The following is an 18,871-nucleotide window of genomic DNA, read 5'->3' as shown; positions in this document are numbered from 1 at the left end:
TCAGGTAAGGGATCAGTTAAGGGCGGCGCTGGTAGTCATGGCAACGGTTTTCGCGTTAACCGGCATCCCCGGCATGAACACTTTTTGTAAGCCCTCGACGATGACTTTATCGCCAGGGTTCAGCCCTTGACGCACGATGCGTAAACCGTCTGCCAGACGCCCCGGCGTGATGTCGCGACGCTGTGCTTTCCCCTCTTTATCCACGATATACACGTATTTGCGATCCTGATCGGTCAGCACCGCTTTGTCGTCGATCAGCGTGGCTTTGAATTCCGCGCTGCCCGGCAGGCGTACGCGGGCAAAGAGCCCTGGCGTGAACTGACGCTGCGCGTTATCCAGCAGCGCGCGCATACGGATGGTGCCGGTACTCGGCGTTAACTGATTATCAAGGAAGTCCACTTTGCCCTGATGGGGATAACCCTCCTCGCCCGTCAGACCAATTTCCACCGGAAGCGCCATGTGATTGCTGGACGCCCCCTGCCCGCTGCGGGCCAGATTTTGGTAGTGAAGATAGGTCGACTCATCCACGTCAAAGTAAACGTAAACCGTTTTCTGCGAGACCAGCGTGGTGAGGACGCTGGCGGTGTCCCCCGCCGTCACCAGATTACCGCTGGTGATCAGCGCCCGGCTGGCGCGGCCATCAATAGGCGCGGTGACTTTGGTGAAATCCAGGTTAAGTTGTGCGGCGTCAACCGCCGCCTGCGCGGCGCGAATGTCGGCCTGTGCCTGGGTGGCAGCTGAACGACGCTGCTCCCATTCTTCACGGGAGACTACGTTGGTATTGACCAGTTTATCGGTACGGTTGGCCTCGCTTTGTGCCAGGCTGGCCTGCGTTTTGGCTCTCGCCAGGTTCGCCTGTGCCTGCTCCAGCGCCGCACGATAGGTTCGGTCATCAATGGTGAACAATACCTCGCCCTTTTTCACCTCCTGGCCATCGGTGTAATTCACTTTATCAATGTAACCGGAGACGCGCGGACGTAACTGAACGCTCTCCACTGCCTCAATCCGACCGTTAAAGCTATCCCACTGGCTTATGGATTTCACAACCACGTCAGCAGCGCTGACGGCGGGCGCAGGTGGCGCAGCGTTTTGCGCGACACTGTTATCGCATCCGACGAGCAGCACGGAGAGCAACATGACCCCCAGCGCGCTCAGATGAAAGTTACCCCAGGTTTTTTGCAGGCTCATTATTTTTATTCCGATAATTGTAGCCGCCGGACAAGACGCCGCAGGAGATGCCGCGCCACTTCCTTTGTCCGGTAGCTGGCTTAAGGCCATTTGTGCCGTTCATCGCCACAAAACTGTAACAGTAATGAATACACTATTCGCGGCGATTGTAGGAAGGCGCTTAACTAAGTGCAAGAATAATTGTTGCACTTTATGTGCTATTTGAGTCGAAGGGAAAAGAGCCGTTTCGCTCAAGGATTTAAATGCAACAATAAAACTTGCAATTAACGTAAAAACCAGCCAACCTTTAAATGCAACAGACAAAGATACTTTTAGACGAGCGGTATGAGGGTAACCAGATGAACACTGGCGCATTTATGCATGATTTACTCGACTGGATCGACAACAACCTTGATAGCCGTCTGGACATTGAGTCCGTCGCCAGGCGATCCGGTTACTCAAAATGGCACCTCCAGCGGCTCTTCAAAGAGCATACTGGCTCCCCTCTCGCCGAGTATATTCGCGCGCAAAAGCTGCAAAAATCGGTCGAACGGCTGGCTCAAAGTGATGAACCGATCCTGAACGTGGCGATCGCGCTGGGCTTTGACTCACAGCAGTCCTTCAACCGCAGCTTTAAGCGTCAGTATGGTCAGGCGCCTGGCGCATGGCGGCGGAGTCTGGGTGGCCCGGAAACGCAGCAGCTACGCTAGCAATGAAATTGTCACGGATGACATCCTCCCTGCTTGCGTCCCAGGCGATGCCCACCTCCCAGCTTATTGACTCCCCCGTTAGCGGAATAATCATCAGTTCCGGCGGCGCGATATGCGTCACGCTGGTGGGCAGAATGGCCACACCGATCCCCGCAACCACCATCGCGACGATAGTTTGTATATCGTCAGTCAGTTGCGTCGATGAGATGAAAAGACCGTTGTCATGCAGGAAGCGGTCAATCTGTGCATTTAAACCCCGTCCTCGCTCATCATATAGCCGCAACAGAGGGCGTTTCGTGAGCCACTCTGCGGCAGACATCGTCGGCGACGCGGCGGGCGCAACCAGAACCAGCCGATCGGTAAATAGCGGCAGGTATTCAAGCGCCACGGGGGGCGGAACCCTGACAAACCCCACCTGTAGCTCATCATTTTGCAATTGCTCGTACTGCTGGAATGAAGGCAAATCCGTCAAGGACATCTCGACTCCCGGGTAGTCGCGACGAAAGTCTGCAATACAGCGTGGTGCCAGATAAAAGCTTGAGAGACCAAACCCGACGGCAATATGCCCTTCAACCCCTTTTGAGACCCGCTCAGCATGCTGCATAAACAGTTGGGTTTGCCTGACCACTTTTTCGGCCTCTGGCAGCAAACGCCTGCCGCCGGCCGTCAGTACTGCGCCGTGACGTCCTCGTGAAAAAAGCGAGATATTCACCTGAGATTCGAGGAGATTAATCTGTTTGGTCAATGCCGGTTGCGAGATAAACAGCGCCCGCGCCGCATCGGCATAATTTCCTTTTTCAGCCAGTACCACAAAGGCTTTAAACAGCCGGATGTTCACTTTTGCATTCCAGATGGTTATTAAAATAAGAAATGATTTGATTATACAGTTATTGGTAATCGTTATGTAATTCAGTTTCGAAAACAACTGGAGACGCATCATGAACGAACATCAATCCTTAAAGGCGGCAACCGTACAGTTTCAGCATCAGGCAAATAATAAAAAATACAACCTGCTGATAATGGAGAAATTTATTGAGCAAGCGGCGCTTGAGCAGGTAAAAATTCTCACCTTCCCTGAAATGTGTATCACCGGCTACTGGCATGTCCCCAAACTCACCTCAGCGGAGGTGTCTTCTCTGGCAGAGCCAATTGCTGAAAGTCCTTCCCTGACGTTAATTCGCTCTCTGGCGATCAAACATCAAATGCTTATTGGCGCCGGTCTTATTGAACGCGCCGACGATGGCCGCCTCTACAATGCGTATGTTGCCTGTATGCCGGATGGCTCAATGCATACGCACCGTAAACTCCATGCTTTTGAACATTCGGCCATCAGCAGCGGGGACAGCTTTACCGTTTTTGATACGCCGTGGGGAGTGAAAGTCGGCATCCTGATTTGCTGGGACAATAATCTGGTCGAAAATGTACGTGCGACGGCGTTGCTGGGCGCCGATATTCTTCTCGCACCGCATCAAACAGGCGGTACGGATTCCCGCAGTCCTCACGGGATGAAACCTATTCCGCTGTCGCTCTGGGAGGAGCGGGAAACGCGCAAGGAGGAAATTACGGCCGCATTCAAAGGGGCAAGCGGAAGGGAATGGCTCATGCGCTGGCTGCCTGCCCGTGCACATGACAATGGATTATTTGTTCTCTTCAGCAACGGTGTGGGTGCAGATGATGACGAAGTGCGCACAGGGAATGCCATGATCCTCGACCCATATGGAAGGATCGTGAATGAAACCTGGGCGGCTGAAGATGCGATGGTGAGCGCTGAACTGGATTTAAGCCTGCTTGCCATGAGCACCGGACGCCGCTGGATCCACGGTCGCCGCCCCGATTTATACCAGATATTGACCCAGCCGCAGGGCTATGAACGTGATGCGATCAGCGCACGATTTTCGAATGAGCCCCCTGCCCGCTAGAAATGTCAGCATTTTTTAGCTGCAACATAAACCCGGAGCTGTTATGCTGTATATAATTACAGTATGAGGTGCGCATAATGGCTGTTGAAACAAAATATGTTGTCGTAAGAAAAGGTGAAGAGAAAATGACATTTGCCAGTAAGAAAGAAGCTGACGCTCACGACAAGCTGCTTGATATGGCAGACGCGTTCACCGACTGGCTGTTGCAAAGCGGAATGCAGATGGATGAAACACAGGCTGAAGATCTTGGTCTGTATCTCGCCGAGCAGAAAGAGGCCGTGCAGCATATTCTGCGTACCAGCAAGCTTCCCGATCTCAATGCCGCTGTTGTTGCAGATAAAACAGCAGCCGATGCGGTTGATGATAAAAAAATCAGAGCGGTGAAAGCGGCCTGATTACGAGAATAATCATTACCTGTTCCGAAGCCGTAAGGAGATAACTGCTTGCGGCTTTTTTAGCTGTTTGTAGGGTTCCCTGTTAATCTTTCAGCAGGCTTATTTCTTCGAACAGCCATTGCTTCAGTGTTCGTATTTTAAACGAATCCTTATTATCCAAACGGTATACTAAATCGTATCCCCGTTCTGCTTTAAGTTTGTATTGCGGAAACGGAACAACAAGCCTTCCGGCAGCGACATCATCTGCAATCAGCACACTCCGTCCCAGAGCCACGCCTTCGCCACGTATAGCGGCTTCGGTCGCCATGCTGCCAAGCGTCCATAAGGTCCCCTGATGGCCGCTGAAATGGTTTTCTCCGGCCATTTCAAACCATGCCTCCCAGTTCGCCAGCATTCTGTAATCATGAAGAAGCACGCAGTTTGAAAGATCCTTAATTTCTTTCAGACCGTTATGTTTCTTAATAAAGTCAGGACTACAGACAGGGGTGACTGTTTCACTCAAGATTCGCTCAGAACAGACGTCGCGATAATTACCACGGCCATAACGAATTGCTGCATCGACCTGACCATCGTTAAGATCCACGTTAATGTCAGTAACATCCAGCTGAATATCGAGTTCAGGATGCCGCTGCCTGAAACGGCTGAGACGCGGGGCCAACCACTTACTGGCGAATGAAACCGTTGTACTGATACGCAAACTTTTTGCCGGGTTCCTTTCGCGTAAACGCTCGGATTCTCTCACTAAATCACCCAGAAGGCGGGTAACCGCAGGGTGGAATTCACAGCCCCCTCCTCCGTCAGGATTATCTGTCGCGTCAGTCTGTGAAATAGCTTTATCCCCAGATGATCTTCGAGCTTCCGGATTTGCCGGCTTATCGCGCCGTGCGTGACGTGCAACTCCGCTGCCGCCAGCGTCATGCTGGAGAGCCGGGCAGTGGCTTCAAAAGCCCGAAGCGTTTGCAAGGGTGGGAGGCGATCGAACATCATACGCGTGATAATAATTCACGCATGGTGTGAGTACAAATGATTTGTCAGACCCTCGTCCCAAAATCAAAATCGAAACAAATAACCATTTTATTTTCATCATGTTATCGGAGGGATAATGGAAAGTTTGTTCGTGTACGGGACGCTCGGTCCAGGCAGACCTAATGCGCATATTCTTGAGAATATCGGTGGGTCGTGGCAGGAAGGACACGTGGGCGGGTCTCTGTTAAATAAAGGCTGGGGTGCAGAGATGGGGTATCCGGGGATCGTGCTGGATGACTCAGGTAATCGTGTTCAGGGTTTTATTTTCACTTCAGCGAATTTGCATAATCACTGGGATGTACTCGATCAGTTTGAAGGTGCTGAATATGAGCGTGTACCGGTAGACGTCATGACGACTACTGGTCAGACAATAAATTCGTGGGTGTACCGGCTTAAGCCATTCGCTCATTTTACGCAACACTGCATTTACTGAATGCCCGTATTTAACGAGGTTCGAACGCATTATGATGGCGCTATTCCGTTATGAAGGAGGCAACATGCGTTTTGAGAGACTGCAGTATTTATTTGATCCACTTTGCGGCTGGTGCTACGCCAGCGCGCCGGCGCTGGGTTACCTTGCTCAGCACCACGCTGATGAACTTGAGCTAATGCCCAGCGGGCTGTTCAGCGATGAGGGAGCCCGGGACATCACCACGGAATGGGCGGAGTACGCCTGGTCTAACGATCGGCGCATCGCTTCACTCACCGGGCAGCCTTTCAGCGAGCGCTATCACCAGCTTCTGCTGAGCGGTACGCGGTTTGATTCGACGTTTATGAATCGTGCTCTGACCATGGTTCGTGACATCAACCCGTCGGCCGAGACACATCTTCTTCATACGCTACAGCATGCCCGCTATGTTGAGGGGCGAGACACCTCAAGACCTGACGTGGTGGGTGATATCGTTGAGGACTGGGCCGGGAAAAACAACCTTGCGTTAAAGCATGAACGAGTCACTCTGGCGCTTGAAACCGATAAAGCGCTGCGGCATATCACGGACGAGAAGATCGCGAAAGTGAAGCGTCTTATGAATCAGCATGGTATCCGAGGAGTGCCTGTGCTGCTGGCGACGGTTAACGGCAAGGAGCATATGATTAGTGGACATGCTCTTTACGGTGGTGCAGAGAAATTACGCGCTACGCTATCAACGCTTGCCTGAATGAATTTTCCAGCATGACGGCCATTCCTTAGCTAATCGGGCTGCAGCTGGCATAAACCATTCTATATTGCACCGGGAACCCATTATCTGACAGGTTCCCAGGTCAATATTAAAGCCAGCAGGCTTAGTGGCGAGAAAGGCTGCAAAAACAGGCTGTTACTGCACAAGCTGTCAGAACTAATCCCAGCTGCTGCACGATACCGGCAAGTCCCAGCATCATTCCCAACAACATATAGTAGACTAATCCAAACAGCGCTCCGGCTGCTCCGGCCTGTTCACGATACTGGCTCAGGGCCTGGCTCAACACGTTTGGAATCGCGATGCCATATGCAACCACAATCCCGGCCATCGGCAATAGGATCCATACAGATTGCTGTAAAACCCATGCTGCAATACCCGATAACAGGGCCAACAGGCAGGCATTCTTCACCAGCTGTTCTGGTGACAAACCGACAGACAACAGTTTCCGGTTCCAGAGGCTGCCCGACAGAGAAGCAAAAGCCAGTAAAATTCCCGTCCATCCGAAAGCCCTGGGACTCCAGCCCAGTTGCCCAAAAAGAAACGGCGCAAGGCTGTAGTAACTGAAAATCATCGTATTGAGCAGCGCAACAAGCGCTGCATTTTTCCACAGCCTTCCATCACCCGCCATTCCGTAAACCAGCCCGCCAAGACGGGCACTGGAAGTATTTTCCGACCGCGTTTCTGGCAGCAAGAATGCGGTCAGTGTCAGCAGAACCAGCGCCAGTGAGGCCAGCGCAACAAATACGCCGGTATGTCCATACAGACTAACCAGCCAGCCTCCACTCACCAGACCGAAAACCGGGCTGATTGCCAACGCCGCACCCATAACAGAAAAGACGCGGGCTAAGGCCGTCGATTCGTAACTATCACGTAACATGGTTTGAACGACAACGGATCCGGCTGCTGCCCCCATGGCCGCCACCATGCGAGCCATGAGCAAAATACTAAAGCCTGAAGCTACAAGCGCCAGTGCGGAACCGGTCCCGTAGCACAGTAGTCCGGCCATCATCGCCGGTCGCCGACCGATATGGTCGCTTAACCAGCCCCAGAGCGCAACGCCGACGGCAAACGCGACAAAATAGACAGAAAGTGTCTGCGCGGCACGTTCACTGCCTACCTGAAAAGCACGGGCAATGTCAGGCAATGCAGGGCTGTAAATGGTTTCGACCAGTTGAGGAAACATAATCAGTAATGTCAGAAGCCACAACGGTGGCTGTTTATCGGTGTTCATAACAACAATCCTCAGATAAGCAGAATATGCAGCTATCATTGCGGAAGTTGCCATGTCGAATTACCATTATTACGACTACATATATTTAAAATCGGACATTCAATGAAGATAAACCCTCAAGATTCTTTCGATCCGGATCTGTTCGACGATCTGGTTATCGGAATTGCATCCGATATGGGGGTACATGATTCAGGGATGCACAGCCACCTTCGTCATCAGTTACTTTTTTCGGCGGCGGGAAGTATCACAATTGAGCTGGATAATACCCTTTGCCTGCTTCCACCCAGGCGTGCGGCATGGATACCGGCCGGCACGGTTCATCGCGCCATAATGAAGGGTACGATGGCCTACCGTTCTCTGTACTTTTCTAGCACTTTACCGTTATCAGCATTACCTCTGCAGATTGTTGAAGTTAATCCCCTGTTCTTTGAGGTGATCGAGCGGATGGCATTCTGGCCATGGGGAATGCCCGCAGAACGACAAAGCAGTCTAATAAATGTTTTTTGTGAGGAAATTAAAAATGCCCATCGCGAAAACTGGACGTTACGGTTTCCCTCAGATATTCGCCTGAATACCTGGCTAAACACCATCCGCAATGGCGAATTACCCCCACGGCTTGGACAATTAGTCCAGAAGGTAGGGGCATGTGAACGCACGATAAGCCGTATATTTATCCGGGAAACGGGAATGAGTTATCAGAGCTGGAGGCAACAGTGGAGGCTGCTGAAAGCGATGGAAATGTTGTGCGAGGGTATGTCGCTAAGTCAGGTTGCACAGCAGCTAGATTTTGTCAGTGACAGTGCCTTTATTGTCTTCTTCCGCCAATATACGGGGACAACGCCGACCCGCTACCTCCGGCATTCAATTGCTGAACATCAGGACGTAACGTCGGTTTAACAGCCAGTCTTCGCTCACAGCTGACTTGCTTCTTAGTTAGCTCGCCCGCTTTGTGCCACAAGCAGACTTTAAGTTGTCCAAGAACAGCTCTCATATCTTGGCCTATTTATGTCGACCACTTCAGTGCCTGCAGGATTTAAGAGAAGGTTTTATAGCCACCGGTTTTCAGAACGGAAGCCAGTGTCCATTCTTCTTTTGGTAACCCTCCACCTTGACCCTGGAAGGCTACGGTTGTCATACCGCTACGGTTCGGGATACGTCCCGTCTGCATTGCTGCACGGCCAGGTGTGCTGCTTGGCTGACCATAAAAGTCGAAAAACGTCATACCTTCGTCAGCCATCCTATCCAGGTTCGGGGTCGGCATACCCCGTCCCTCACCACCGCCATAGACACCAAGATCACCGTATCCTGTGTCATCAGACACAATCAGAATGATGTTAGGCTTTTTTTCGGAACTGTTATTCTGCGCAGTCGCATTCTGATCGGCGGCATGAGCCGCCCCGGTAGGGATGAACGAACCTGCCGCGAATGCCAGGACGCCAACTCCCTTGTACCACCTTCTATTCATTATTTATTCCTCACCTTGCCGACACCCTTTTAGGGCAACATTCTGATTCGCTTCAGGATGCGTAGAAGCGAGTGTCATAATGGAAAAACAAACGTCTTCATAGGGGTTAAGACGAATGTTTTTAAAGTGAAGAACAGGAACGGGAAAAACGCCAGAAGAGCACCTTTTTAATTACGCAGGATTATACCCAGAGGACAAAAATAAAAAGGAAATGCGCATGACCCCACATCCGCTGCGTCAGATCATCGAAGCCTGCGATCGCGCCATCACCACCAAAAACTATGACGCCCTGATGGAGTACTACGCCGAAGACGCGGCTCTGGTGGTCAAGCCCGGCATGACCGTTAAAGGTAAAGAAAACATCCGCAGCGCGTTTATTGCCATCGCAGATTATTTTCAGGATCAGCTGGTTGTCGAACAAGGAGAGATGCAGGTGATAGAAGGTGGCGGCAATGCGCTTGTTATCATGGAAACCATTCTGCGTTTTCCTGATGGCAAGGGTGGAAGAGCGGAAATATCACGTCGCGCCACCTATGTTTTTCGACAGGAGAGCGATGGTCGCTGGCTTTGTACCATCGACAATTCCTACGGGACGTCACTCCTGGATACGAGGAACTGATTACTTTTATCACGACGTCAAAGGGGCGCTACCGCCCCTCCATACCAGCACCCTTAATGCGCAGTAATGCGCGGCTCCTTCACAAACTCCGACAGCAGCCACACCATATCGTGCAGCAAGCCCGTTAGCTCTTTCGCTACATTCGCAGGTAGCGTTCCGCCCTTAACCGCTTGTGTCAGCGCCAGAGCATAGTCCACCTGGGTCACGGTATCCTGCCAGCAGTCCGGCGCGCAGGAGTTCAGTTTCTCACCCATGATCAGTTGCGCGATCAGGTCTGGCGGAAGATCGACATCGCAGAGTTCCCTTAGCTTCCGCAGGGCGTGCAGCAGACGCTCGCAAAGCGTCGTAAACATCGTTGCATCCTCGATTTCGACCAGCACACTCACCAGCGCGGCGCAGTTGTCGGCAACGTCAAAAAGATCGGCATCAGCAGGAAGCGGTCGGGAGATAAGCTGCAGAATGACGCTTTCGTCAGACGGGAGATAAGTCAGGGTTGGGATAGTAGCCATACAAGGCATCCTTCTATATGTAGTTCAATTAACTACCCAATGAGTTCCTACGCCCGAGGGGTAGCGCTGACAGAGGTAGGAATACCGCCCATATAGAAAAACGGCCAGCCTTGCGGCTGCTCCGCCAGCGCCACCGCAATTGTAACGGGATCGGCGCTGCCGCGACATACGAAATGTCACTATATGGTAGATACGGGTTCCTACGCCCGATTGCGGATGTGCCGCAACGCAGGCACTTTACGACCCCGATCGGTTTAAGAAAAGACATAGCCCTTAATTTCACAAGGTTACTTTGCGGTTTGCGAGGCGTCTTCCAGAAACGTTCCGTCTGGTCAGGAAAAGCACTCCCCACCAAATTTTGCCCCAACCTCCTCTGCTGAACTGATGTATTGTTTTCGCACAATGAACGCCCCTAAAGGACACCTGCGCAATGATAAACATTCTCGGTAAAACCACCTCGATCAACGTTCGTAAAGTGCTCTGGACCTGCGAAGAAGCCGGTATCGCGTACCAGCAGGAAGATTACGGCAGCGGCTTTGCCTCCACCGAAACGGATGAATTTCGTGCGCTGAATCCTAACGCCATGGTGCCCGTGCTGATCGATGATAATTTCGTTCTGTGGGAATCCAACTCTATCTGCCGTTATCTGGCGCGCAAGGCAGGACGTTATGATCTGCTGCCGTCAGAACCGCAGGCCTGTGCCAATGTCGAACGCTGGATGGACTGGCAGGCAACCGAGTTCAATAACGCCTGGCGCTATGTCTTCCCGGCGCTGGGGCGTAACAACCCGGACTATAACGATGCCGAAAGGATTGCTGCGGGGATAAAAGAGTGGAACGGGTGCATCACCCTCCTTGAGGGGCAGTTACAGCGCACCGGTGCCTTTGCCGCAGGCGAAGGGTTTACTCTCGCAGATGTTGTGCTCGGGCTGTCGGTGAATCGCTGGAAAATGACCCCTTTCGACAAACCTGATGTACCCGCCGTTGATGCCTGGTTTGAACGACTCAACCAGCGCCCGGCATTTTTGCGTCACGGTAATAACGGAATGGTGTAGAAATACGGCCGGGCGTCGCCCGGCTTTTTCGCACGCATACCTTTTGCTAACCCTGCCATTTCCCGCCACAATATTGCATCGACTCCGTTTAATCGCGACTCATGCAACGTCTTCACACTTATCCCGACATCCGGGCAATGTTTCGTCGCCTCCTGATAGCCACCCTCACTGGCGTACTGGCCGCGCTGGCCGTTGCGGTGTTCCGCCACAGCATGTATCTGCTGGAGTGGCTATTTCTCAGTAACGACAGCGGCAGCCTGGTGAATGCCGCCGCCGCGCTCTCTCCCTGGCGGCGCGCACTGACGCCTGCCCTGGGTGGGCTGGCGGCCGGGTTACTGTTATGGGGATGGCAACGATTTACCGCGCAGCGCCCTCACGCCCCAACTGATTATATGGAAGCGCTGGAGACCGGTGACGGTCAGTTTGACTACGGCGCCAGTCTGGTGAAATCCCTTGCGTCACTGTTGGTTGTTGCCAGCGGCAGTGCCATTGGTCGCGAAGGTGCGATGATCCTGCTTGCCGCCCTCGCCGCCTCCTTTTTCGCCCGCCGCTTTACGCCGAAATCCGAATGGAAACTCTGGATCGCCTGCGGCGCCGCGGCCGGGATGGCCAGCGCCTACCATGCTCCGCTAGCCGGAAGCCTGTTCATTGCGGAGATTCTGTTTGGCACGCTGATGCTGGCCTCGCTTGGCCCCGTGGTTATTGCTGCGGTGGTGGCGCTGCTCACGACGCATCTTTTAGCGCCCGGAACCCTCACGCTCTATGACGTACATCTGAGTGGCATACTCAACGCGGCAGATTATGCCCTGTTGCTCGCTATGGGTCTGCTGGCGGGCCTCTGCGGCCCACTGCTGATGTGGCTGATGACGTTCAGCCATGGGCTATTCCTGCGTATCAAACTTTCACCGCCGTGGCAACTGGCGCTCGGCGGTTTGATCGTCGGGCTGCTGTCCCTTTTGACGCCTAAGGTGTGGGGGAATGGCTACAGCGTGGTTCAGGCTTTTCTGATCGCGCCCCCGTTGCTGTCGGTCATTGCCGGTGTGTTTATCTGTAAACTGCTGGCGGTACTGGCCAGCAGCGGCTCGGGTGCGCCGGGAGGGGTATTTACGCCTACGCTGTTTGTCGGTATGGCGACGGGGATGCTGTTTGCTCAACTTTTCGCGCTGTGGTTACCGGGCTCTGAGACGGCAATTTTGCTGGGGCTGGCAGGGATGGCAACGTTACTCGCCGCAACCACACATGCGCCCATTATGTCGGCGCTGATGGTCTGTGAAATGACCGGGCAGTATTTTTTACTGCCCGGCTTGTTGGTCGCCTGTGTCGTGGCGTCCGTGCTGTCGAGGACGTTACGCCACGACTCGATCTACGGTCAACACGCCACCGAGGGCAGAGAGATCGATGTATTGCGCTAACTCGCGCTGCTCTGCGCGGGGCAGGTACGGCAACTCACCGACCAAAGGCCCAGGCAGTTTTGTGCTCAGCACGTCGATGATTTCAGCGTAGTGCGCAAGTCCTGGGTTGATGCGGTTTGCCACCCAGCCAATCAACGGCAGGCCGTCATTGGCAATGGCTTGTGCCGTCAGCAGCGCATGGTTAATGCAGCCTTCCTGGATACCCACAACCATCACCACAGGAAGTTGTTCCTGCACCACCCATTCAGACAGCGGGCGCAAATCATTCATCAGGCTGCGCCAGCCGCCCGTCCCTTCAACCACAACGTGATCAACCTTCCCGCTCAGGTTTGCCAGGCCATCAGACAGCAGGGGGTAATTAATCATACCGCTGTGCGCCACGCTGCTCTCCTCTTCGCTTAACGCAATTGGATTAACCGCGTCATAAGGCAGCTCCAGCGACGAGACGCTTTGCAGCACCAGAGCGTCTTTATTACGCAATCCCTCTGGCGTCTCTTTACTGCCTTTTGCGACCGGTTTGTACCCTGCAACGCGTTTACCGCTTGCAGCCAGTGCCTGCAGTAATGCGCGGGATACCACTGTCTTTCCGACAGAGGTATCTGTACCAGTAACAAAGAAACGCTTAAGCATGACTCGCTCCACCTCTTGGGTATGCTTCGAAATATAAACCAGGTAAATAATTCAGTGGGGGAAGTCTACGGGATGCGTGCGCTACCCGGCTTGAGATAGCGCAATTTTTCTTACATCTGCAGAAAAGAGTTAACCCTGTAACAGGCGGATCAACAGCGAGCCGTTATACATGGCATCTTTAACCAGCGCCGCACCTGCCATCGTGCCCTGGTTGGAGAATTGGGTACTTTCTACCGCAATATTTTTGCTGTACGCGGGGAGCGACTGCTGATGAATGCAGGCCGAAATAGCCGGGAAGAGGATCTCCGCCGCCTGGCTGAGCGGCGAACCAATCAGGATTTTTTGCGGGTTGAAGAGATTCACCATAATGGCCAGAATGCGGCCAACGTTGTTACCTACACCGGTAATAATGTCCTTCGCCAGGAGATCGCCCTGACGCGCGGCAGCGCAGAGGGAATCCACCGTTAAGGGTTGTCCGTGTAGCGAGGAGCTCATGGACTGGCCGAGCCTCGCCTGCGCCAGTTCCAGCACGCTTTCCACGCTGGCAATGGTCTCCAGACAGCCATGGTTCCCGCAATAACAGCGTTTACCGTAAGGGTCGACCTGGGTATGGCCGATTTCGACCAGACTACTGCTTCCGGCATGCAGAAGGCGTCCGTCAGTGATCACGCCCGCCCCGACGTTATGATCGATGACAACCTGAATGACGTCCCGCGCACCACGTGACGCGCCAAACAGTGCCTCAGCCATCGTCCAGGCGCTGATGTCATGCTGAATATAGACCGGCACACCGGTATGGTTTTTCAGCACTTCACCCAACGGCATCTCTTTGACATCGTCGTAAAACGGCATACGGTGAACAATGCCGTTTTCGGTATCAATAATGCCCGGCATGGTGATGGCAATCGCCGTTAAGCGTTCAAGCCGCTGCTGATGACGGATAAAGAAGTTATCAATATGCGAGACAATCGCATCGAGGAGCGGTTCCTCAGCATTGAGCGGCAGTTCAAGCCTGTCTTCCACCACCAGTTTGCTGCTCAGGTCGCGCAGCGCAAGGAAGATTTCTCCCCGACTGATGCGCAGTGACAGGTAGTGCCACGCTTCCGTCTCGACCACCAGCCCGACCGCCGGACGGCCACGGCTGCCCGGCTCCTGGATCTCGGTCTCCTGAACCAGGTGGGCTTCCAGCATTTCGCGGACAATCTTGGTGATACTGGCAGGTGCCAGTTGTGCCAGGCGCGAAAGATCGATACGCGAAACCGGACCAAGCTGATCAATCAGGCGATACACCGCGCCAGCGTTGGTCTGCTTAATCTGATCAATATGCCCTGGCTGACTATCAGCAACCACCTCGTACTCCCTTATTTTCGAGCTTCGAAATAAACTGTGGGCTATGGTGAAGCACTTCCATGGCCGTCGTCAAATATTTACTTAGCCATGTGATTTACTGCACATTTTTACCCGTATTTCCCTATAAATATCGCCCGGCAGAGGCGCTAATTAACTGCTGTTTAAAACGCTGAGCGGCATGACTCTGTTCATGATGTTTTGACCATACCAGCCACATCTCTGAAACGGCGTCCTCTTCAGCGATGGTAACCCAGCGCATTTCGCGCAATTGTACCCGTTTAAAGGAGGCCGGAAGAATAGACACGCCCAGCCCGGCAGCGACCAGACCAATAATGGTCATCGCCTCCCCAACTTCCTGAGTGATAACCGGGGCAAGATCGTAGCGGCGCATCAAACCCAGAATATCATCATACAGGCCCGTCCCGACCTGCGGGTCAAAAAAGACAAACGGTTCTTTTGCCAGCTCTTCCAGCGTGACAGACGAACGCGAAGCCAGCGGATGATCGTGAGGGATCATCGCCATCAGCGGTTCGCGCAGGATCACCTGCCACGACAGCGTGTCCGGCAATTGAGTGTTACGCATCAGCCCCAGATCCAGCGAACCTTCATTCAGTGGCGCAATCTGTTCGCGGGTATTAATTTCGCGCGTCTGAATATGAACATCCGGAAAATGCCGGCGGAATGAGGAGAGTGTCTCCGAGACGGCGCTGATAAACGGTGCGGACGAGGTAAACCCGATCCGCAGTTCTCCGGTTTCCCCGAGATACAGCCGTTCTGCCCGGGCCGCGGCCTCCTCGACCATACTCAGGATTTGTCTGCTGTCGGCCAGAAACTGTTTTCCCGCTGCCGTCAGACTCACGCTGCGGTTAGTACGGGCCAGAAGACGCGCCCCAACCTGCTGCTCCAGGATCTGAATCTGCTGGCTTAGCGGTGGCTGAGAGATATTCAGTCTTGCCGCCGCGCGGCCAAAATGCAGTTCTTCGGCAACGGCAACAAAGTAGCGGAGGTGACGCAGCTCAATATTCATATTTTTAAAGTATCATTTGAGATTATTAATATATTAGACAGAATATTTACATTTTCCTACCCTGATCGTGTGGTCATACCCGTCACCAGAAATCACGGGGATGTTTAAGCAAGGAAACTGTGTGAGTCGTACAACTGCCATTGATATCGATCCGGCCAGAGATATCAATGATTTACCCGTAGCATCTCAGCCGGTTCAGTTCATTAAACGCGGTACACCTCAATTTATGCGCGTCACGCTGGCGCTCTTCTCAGCGGGTCTGGCAACGTTTGCATTGCTCTATTGCGTTCAGCCGATCCTGCCCGTTCTCTCTCACGAGTTTGGCGTATCGCCTGCCAGCAGCAGCATTTCGCTCTCAATTTCCACCGGGATGCTGGCAATTGGCCTGCTCTTTACCGGCCCACTTTCCGATGCCATCGGTCGCAAACCGGTGATGGTTACCGCGCTGATGCTGGCCTCGGTCTGTACGTTACTCTCGACCATGATGACCAGCTGGCACGGTATTCTGGTGATGCGCGCGCTGATTGGTTTATCGCTCAGTGGGGTTGCCGCTGTAGGGATGACCTACCTCAGCGAAGAGATCCACCCGAGTTTTGTTGCCTTCTCAATGGGGTTGTACATCAGCGGGAACTCCATCGGCGGGATGAGTGGACGCCTGCTGAGTGGGGTATTTACGGACCTCTTTAACTGGCGCATTGCGCTGGCTGTCATTGGCTGCTTCGCCCTTGCCTCTGCACTGATGTTCTGGAAAATTCTGCCGGAATCGCGCCATTTCCGCTCCACCTCGTTGCGCCCGAAAACGCTGTTTATCAACTTCCGTCTGCACTGGCGTGATAAAGGGCTGCCGCGCCTGTTTCTGGTCGGCTTCCTGCTGATGGGCTCCTTCGTCACGCTGTTTAACTATATTGGCTACCGCCTGATGCTCTCGCCGTGGCATCTGAGTCAGGCCGTTGTCGGTTTGCTTTCTGTCGCTTATCTGACCGGAACATGGAGTTCTCCAAAAGCCGGAGCGATGACGGCACGCTTCGGGCGGGGACCGGTGATGCTGGTATTCACAGGCGTGATGTTACTCGGCCTGCTGTTGACGCTCTTCTCCTCCCTGTGGCTGATTTTTGCTGGAATGCTGCTCTTCTCCGCGGGATTCTTCGCCGCTCACTCGGTCGCCAGCAGTTGGATAGGCCCGCGCGCCCGTCGGGCCAAAGGTCAGGCGTCGTCGCTTTATCTGTTTAGCTACTATCTCGGTTCCAGTATTGCCGGGACGCTCGGCGGCGTGTTCTGGCATAACTACGGCTGGAACGGCGTGGGGGGGTTTATTGCGCTGATGCTGTGCGCCGCGCTGCTGGTTGGCGCCAGTTTGCATAAACGTCTGCATTAACAATCCACCGCCTTCGTGTTTAAATCAAGCCGATGCTAATTTTTGTCATCGGCTGATTCAGACACGAGGACTTCATGAAAAACAACAACTACCAACAACTCACCCGCACCTTCCAGCGTCTCTCCCGATTCTCCCACCTCTCCTCTATCGCCAGTTGGGATATGTTCACCATTAGTAATTAATCATTAAATTCATGAGATTACATTACATGAGTAATGAATCGAGCATGAACAGTGAACGAAATGCTCATAGATTTTGTAGCTTTTATAAGAAGAAATCCAGCATCAAAGCAGGTCAATAAAACGTTTACGTTTTTGGGGTATGTAGTATGTGATTCAACTATCCAATCGTCACCACAGATATCAAAGAAAGCCATTGAAAACCATATGAATACCATGTCATATAGTGTGGATTAAACCAGCTATGGAGAGTTACGATGTCTTGGGTATGTCCACATTGCGACCATGCAGCAGCAATAAGAGATGATGACCTAGAAGAGAGCAGCATCATTTTGAAATCCCGAATGGGTCACAAAAGGTATACAACAACCGGTCTGATTTGCCCTAACCCTGAATGTCAGAATCACGTCATCACCGTAAAGTTTGTAGAATTAGCACTCTATAAAGGTGAGTTGATTGAATCTGGCAGAAGGGGTGGCTATAGGGTGCTTCCGCAAGGCGTAAAACCGCGATTCAAAGACTACCCCGACTACATACCTGCTGTTATTCTGGAGGATTACCGAGAATCTTGCGGAATAGTAGACCTATCACCGAAAGCATCGGCAACACTAGCTCGCCGTTGTTTACAGGGCATGATTAGAGATTTTTGGGGTGTAACAGGTAAACCAAATCTTCATCAAGAAATCTTAGCTATTGAGGATAGGGTTGACCCTGTTGTATGGCAGGCAATTTTAGATGTTAAAAGCATTGGTAACATCGGTGCTCACATGGAAAAGGACATCAACCTAATTGTTGATGTAAGCGCTGATGAAGCTAACCTTCTGATTGAAATGATTGAGATGCTGTTAGATGACTGGTATGTAGCTCGTCACGAAAAACAGCAGAAACTGCAACGAATTAAGGATATTGCTGCTGAGAAGGCTGAAGCGCGTAAAGGATAACCATAATGGACAAGCTGATTCTAATGGGGTTGTTACTTTCTGTCTCTGGATTCTCCTCCGCTGCCGCTTACTCAATAACTTGTGAAAATGCAGTAGTAACGAAAGAAGATGGCAGTACCTACCCTGTTAAGCAAACCAGCCTATCAAGCGATAGTCAAAAGTCCATTTTAAAAGTGGATGACCATCCAAGCGACCTCCCTCCCGTTACAAATCTTTTTGGTGGCTATATAACCAGTACAACTGATGAAAATGGCATAAAGCTTACTGTTACAGCCACGGATGGAATTACACCACATACTGCTGCGCTGGTTGTATCAGTGGAAGATGTGAATGGGAATGCTATATGGGGATTAGTGGCTGGTGGATGTAAGAGTCACAAGACTAAGTAATCAGGGAGAGCAAATAATGAAATGGTTACTAGCGATAGCTTTATTTCTGTCCGTCCCATCACACGCTGAACTTGAGTATCTAGGGAACTGTACAAACATGGGTGCTCAAGAGTGCGTCAACGCCATTAATGAGCAACAGAATCGCCCTGCTACTCATTTTGATAATTATGACCTGCCCCCAGGATTAGATACAACCTTCAGTTAGTAATGTCGGTTGGTTTTTCTTCATATTTCCTGTTTCGCCAGTCCGTTGCGAATTCAGCTGGTGTCTGGTAATCCAGCGATGAATGGGGAC

22 protein-coding genes are annotated in these 18,871 nt (G+C 52.5%); 12 read left to right on the top strand and 10 right to left on the bottom strand.

Annotated elements, in window-relative coordinates; genetic code table 11:
• Positions 1-12: 12 nt before the first annotated feature.
• Positions 13-1,188, bottom strand: a complete 1,176-nt coding sequence (locus JGF26_RS15820) for an efflux RND transporter periplasmic adaptor subunit (RefSeq protein WP_049005664.1) — start codon at positions 1,186-1,188, stop codon at positions 13-15.
• 338 nt (positions 1,189-1,526) lie between these two features.
• On the opposite strand from JGF26_RS15820, the gene JGF26_RS15815 reads away from it, so the two are divergent.
• Positions 1,527-1,877, top strand: a complete 351-nt coding sequence (locus JGF26_RS15815) for a helix-turn-helix domain-containing protein (RefSeq protein ID WP_028017378.1) — start codon at positions 1,527-1,529, stop codon at positions 1,875-1,877.
• Here the strand turns inward: JGF26_RS15815 and JGF26_RS15810 are convergent.
• Complete coding sequence (locus JGF26_RS15810) at positions 1,801-2,715, bottom strand: LysR family transcriptional regulator (protein ID WP_203250370.1); 915 nt, start codon at positions 2,713-2,715, stop codon at positions 1,801-1,803. The genes JGF26_RS15815 and JGF26_RS15810 overlap by 77 nt on opposite strands.
• A gap of 100 nt (positions 2,716-2,815) precedes the next feature.
• Here JGF26_RS15810 and JGF26_RS15805 point away from each other — a divergent pair, with 100 nt between their 5' ends.
• Together JGF26_RS15805 and JGF26_RS15800 are read left to right on the top strand one after the other, a co-directional pair.
• Entirely contained in the window at positions 2,816-3,796 is a 981-nt protein-coding gene (locus JGF26_RS15805) for a nitrilase family protein (protein WP_134708343.1), read from the top strand.
• 77 nt (positions 3,797-3,873) lie between these two features.
• The gene (locus JGF26_RS15800; protein WP_134708342.1) at positions 3,874-4,191 is read left to right on the top strand and encodes a YebG family protein; all 318 of its coding nucleotides are present in this window, start codon (positions 3,874-3,876) and stop codon (positions 4,189-4,191) included.
• An 82-nt stretch (positions 4,192-4,273) separates the two neighbouring features.
• Here the strand turns inward: JGF26_RS15800 and JGF26_RS15795 are convergent, their stop codons facing one another.
• Together JGF26_RS15795 and JGF26_RS22440 are read right to left on the bottom strand one after the other, a co-directional pair.
• Positions 4,274-4,888 carry a LysR substrate-binding domain-containing protein gene (locus tag JGF26_RS15795; protein WP_238934271.1) on the bottom strand — a complete coding sequence of 205 codons (615 nt, stop codon included), beginning with the start codon at positions 4,886-4,888 and terminating at the stop codon, positions 4,274-4,276.
• A gap of 44 nt (positions 4,889-4,932) precedes the next feature.
• Entirely contained in the window at positions 4,933-5,109 is a 177-nt protein-coding gene (locus JGF26_RS22440; protein WP_238934270.1) for a LysR family transcriptional regulator, read from the bottom strand.
• A 184-nt stretch (positions 5,110-5,293) separates the two neighbouring features.
• On the opposite strand from JGF26_RS22440, the gene JGF26_RS15790 reads away from it, so the two are divergent.
• Complete coding sequence (locus tag JGF26_RS15790; protein ID WP_028017374.1) at positions 5,294-5,650, top strand: gamma-glutamylcyclotransferase family protein; 357 nt, start codon at positions 5,294-5,296, stop codon at positions 5,648-5,650.
• A 64-nt stretch (positions 5,651-5,714) separates the two neighbouring features.
• Positions 5,715-6,374: a protein-disulfide isomerase gene (locus JGF26_RS15785; RefSeq protein WP_134708341.1), complete on the top strand. Its 660-nt coding sequence runs from the start codon at positions 5,715-5,717 to the stop codon at positions 6,372-6,374.
• Between the two features lie 124 nt (positions 6,375-6,498).
• Here JGF26_RS15785 and JGF26_RS15780 read toward each other — a convergent pair whose 3' ends face one another.
• Positions 6,499-7,626, bottom strand: a complete 1,128-nt coding sequence (locus JGF26_RS15780; RefSeq protein ID WP_134708340.1) for an MFS transporter — start codon at positions 7,624-7,626, stop codon at positions 6,499-6,501.
• A 102-nt stretch (positions 7,627-7,728) separates the two neighbouring features.
• Here JGF26_RS15780 and JGF26_RS15775 point away from each other — a divergent pair, with 102 nt between their 5' ends.
• Positions 7,729-8,523, top strand: coding sequence for a helix-turn-helix transcriptional regulator (locus tag JGF26_RS15775; RefSeq protein ID WP_134708339.1), 795 nt, complete (start codon positions 7,729-7,731; stop codon positions 8,521-8,523).
• A 136-nt stretch (positions 8,524-8,659) separates the two neighbouring features.
• Here the strand turns inward: JGF26_RS15775 and JGF26_RS15770 are convergent, their stop codons facing one another.
• The gene (locus tag JGF26_RS15770; RefSeq protein WP_238934269.1) at positions 8,660-9,091 is read right to left on the bottom strand and encodes a sulfatase-like hydrolase/transferase; all 432 of its coding nucleotides are present in this window, start codon (positions 9,089-9,091) and stop codon (positions 8,660-8,662) included.
• Positions 9,092-9,308: 217 nt separating this feature from the next.
• Between JGF26_RS15770 and JGF26_RS15765 the strand changes: the two genes are divergently transcribed.
• On the top strand, positions 9,309-9,710 hold the full coding sequence (locus JGF26_RS15765) for an SgcJ/EcaC family oxidoreductase (RefSeq protein WP_028017367.1): 402 nt from the start codon (positions 9,309-9,311) through the stop codon (positions 9,708-9,710).
• A 53-nt stretch (positions 9,711-9,763) separates the two neighbouring features.
• Here the strand turns inward: JGF26_RS15765 and JGF26_RS15760 are convergent, their stop codons facing one another.
• Positions 9,764-10,219 (bottom strand): hypothetical protein, encoded by a 456-nt coding sequence (locus JGF26_RS15760; RefSeq protein WP_134708338.1) that lies wholly within the window; start codon positions 10,217-10,219, stop codon positions 9,764-9,766.
• 430 nt (positions 10,220-10,649) lie between these two features.
• Here JGF26_RS15760 and JGF26_RS15755 point away from each other — a divergent pair, with 430 nt between their 5' ends.
• Positions 10,650-11,273: a glutathione S-transferase family protein gene (locus JGF26_RS15755; protein WP_134708337.1), complete on the top strand. Its 624-nt coding sequence runs from the start codon at positions 10,650-10,652 to the stop codon at positions 11,271-11,273.
• Between the two features lie 101 nt (positions 11,274-11,374).
• Positions 11,375-12,685: a voltage-gated ClC-type chloride channel ClcB gene (clcB, locus tag JGF26_RS15750; RefSeq protein ID WP_134708336.1), complete on the top strand. Its 1,311-nt coding sequence runs from the start codon at positions 11,375-11,377 to the stop codon at positions 12,683-12,685.
• On the opposite strand, the gene bioD is transcribed toward clcB, so the two are convergent.
• From bioD to JGF26_RS15735, 3 genes are all read right to left on the bottom strand, one after another.
• The gene (gene bioD / locus JGF26_RS15745; protein WP_028017363.1) at positions 12,620-13,315 is read right to left on the bottom strand and encodes a dethiobiotin synthase; all 696 of its coding nucleotides are present in this window, start codon (positions 13,313-13,315) and stop codon (positions 12,620-12,622) included. The two genes, clcB and bioD, sit on opposite strands and share 66 nt — an antisense overlap.
• Before the next feature lie 129 nt (positions 13,316-13,444).
• Positions 13,445-14,665, bottom strand: a complete 1,221-nt coding sequence (gene mlc, locus JGF26_RS15740) for a sugar metabolism global transcriptional regulator Mlc (protein WP_028017362.1) — start codon at positions 14,663-14,665, stop codon at positions 13,445-13,447.
• 121 nt (positions 14,666-14,786) lie between these two features.
• Positions 14,787-15,692 carry a LysR family transcriptional regulator gene (locus JGF26_RS15735; protein ID WP_134708335.1) on the bottom strand — a complete coding sequence of 302 codons (906 nt, stop codon included), beginning with the start codon at positions 15,690-15,692 and terminating at the stop codon, positions 14,787-14,789.
• 121 nt (positions 15,693-15,813) lie between these two features.
• On the opposite strand from JGF26_RS15735, the gene JGF26_RS15730 reads away from it, so the two are divergent.
• The 3 genes from JGF26_RS15730 to JGF26_RS15720 all read left to right on the top strand — a co-directional run bounded on the left by JGF26_RS15730 (position 15,814) and on the right by JGF26_RS15720 (position 18,576).
• Positions 15,814-17,067, top strand: a complete 1,254-nt coding sequence (locus tag JGF26_RS15730) for an MFS transporter (protein WP_134708334.1) — start codon at positions 15,814-15,816, stop codon at positions 17,065-17,067.
• Between the two features lie 436 nt (positions 17,068-17,503).
• Positions 17,504-18,187 (top strand): DUF4145 domain-containing protein, encoded by a 684-nt coding sequence (locus JGF26_RS15725; protein ID WP_134708333.1) that lies wholly within the window; start codon positions 17,504-17,506, stop codon positions 18,185-18,187.
• Between the two features lie 5 nt (positions 18,188-18,192).
• The gene (locus JGF26_RS15720; protein ID WP_134708332.1) at positions 18,193-18,576 is read left to right on the top strand and encodes a hypothetical protein; all 384 of its coding nucleotides are present in this window, start codon (positions 18,193-18,195) and stop codon (positions 18,574-18,576) included.
• Positions 18,577-18,871: the final 295 nt, after the last annotated feature.

The organism is Enterobacter sp. E1, assembly GCF_016809815.1.
GTDB classification, from domain to species: domain Bacteria; phylum Pseudomonadota; class Gammaproteobacteria; order Enterobacterales; family Enterobacteriaceae; genus Enterobacter; species Enterobacter adelaidei.
Note: the sequence above shows the minus strand (reverse complement) of the source record. Positions and strands in the feature narration are given on the sequence as shown.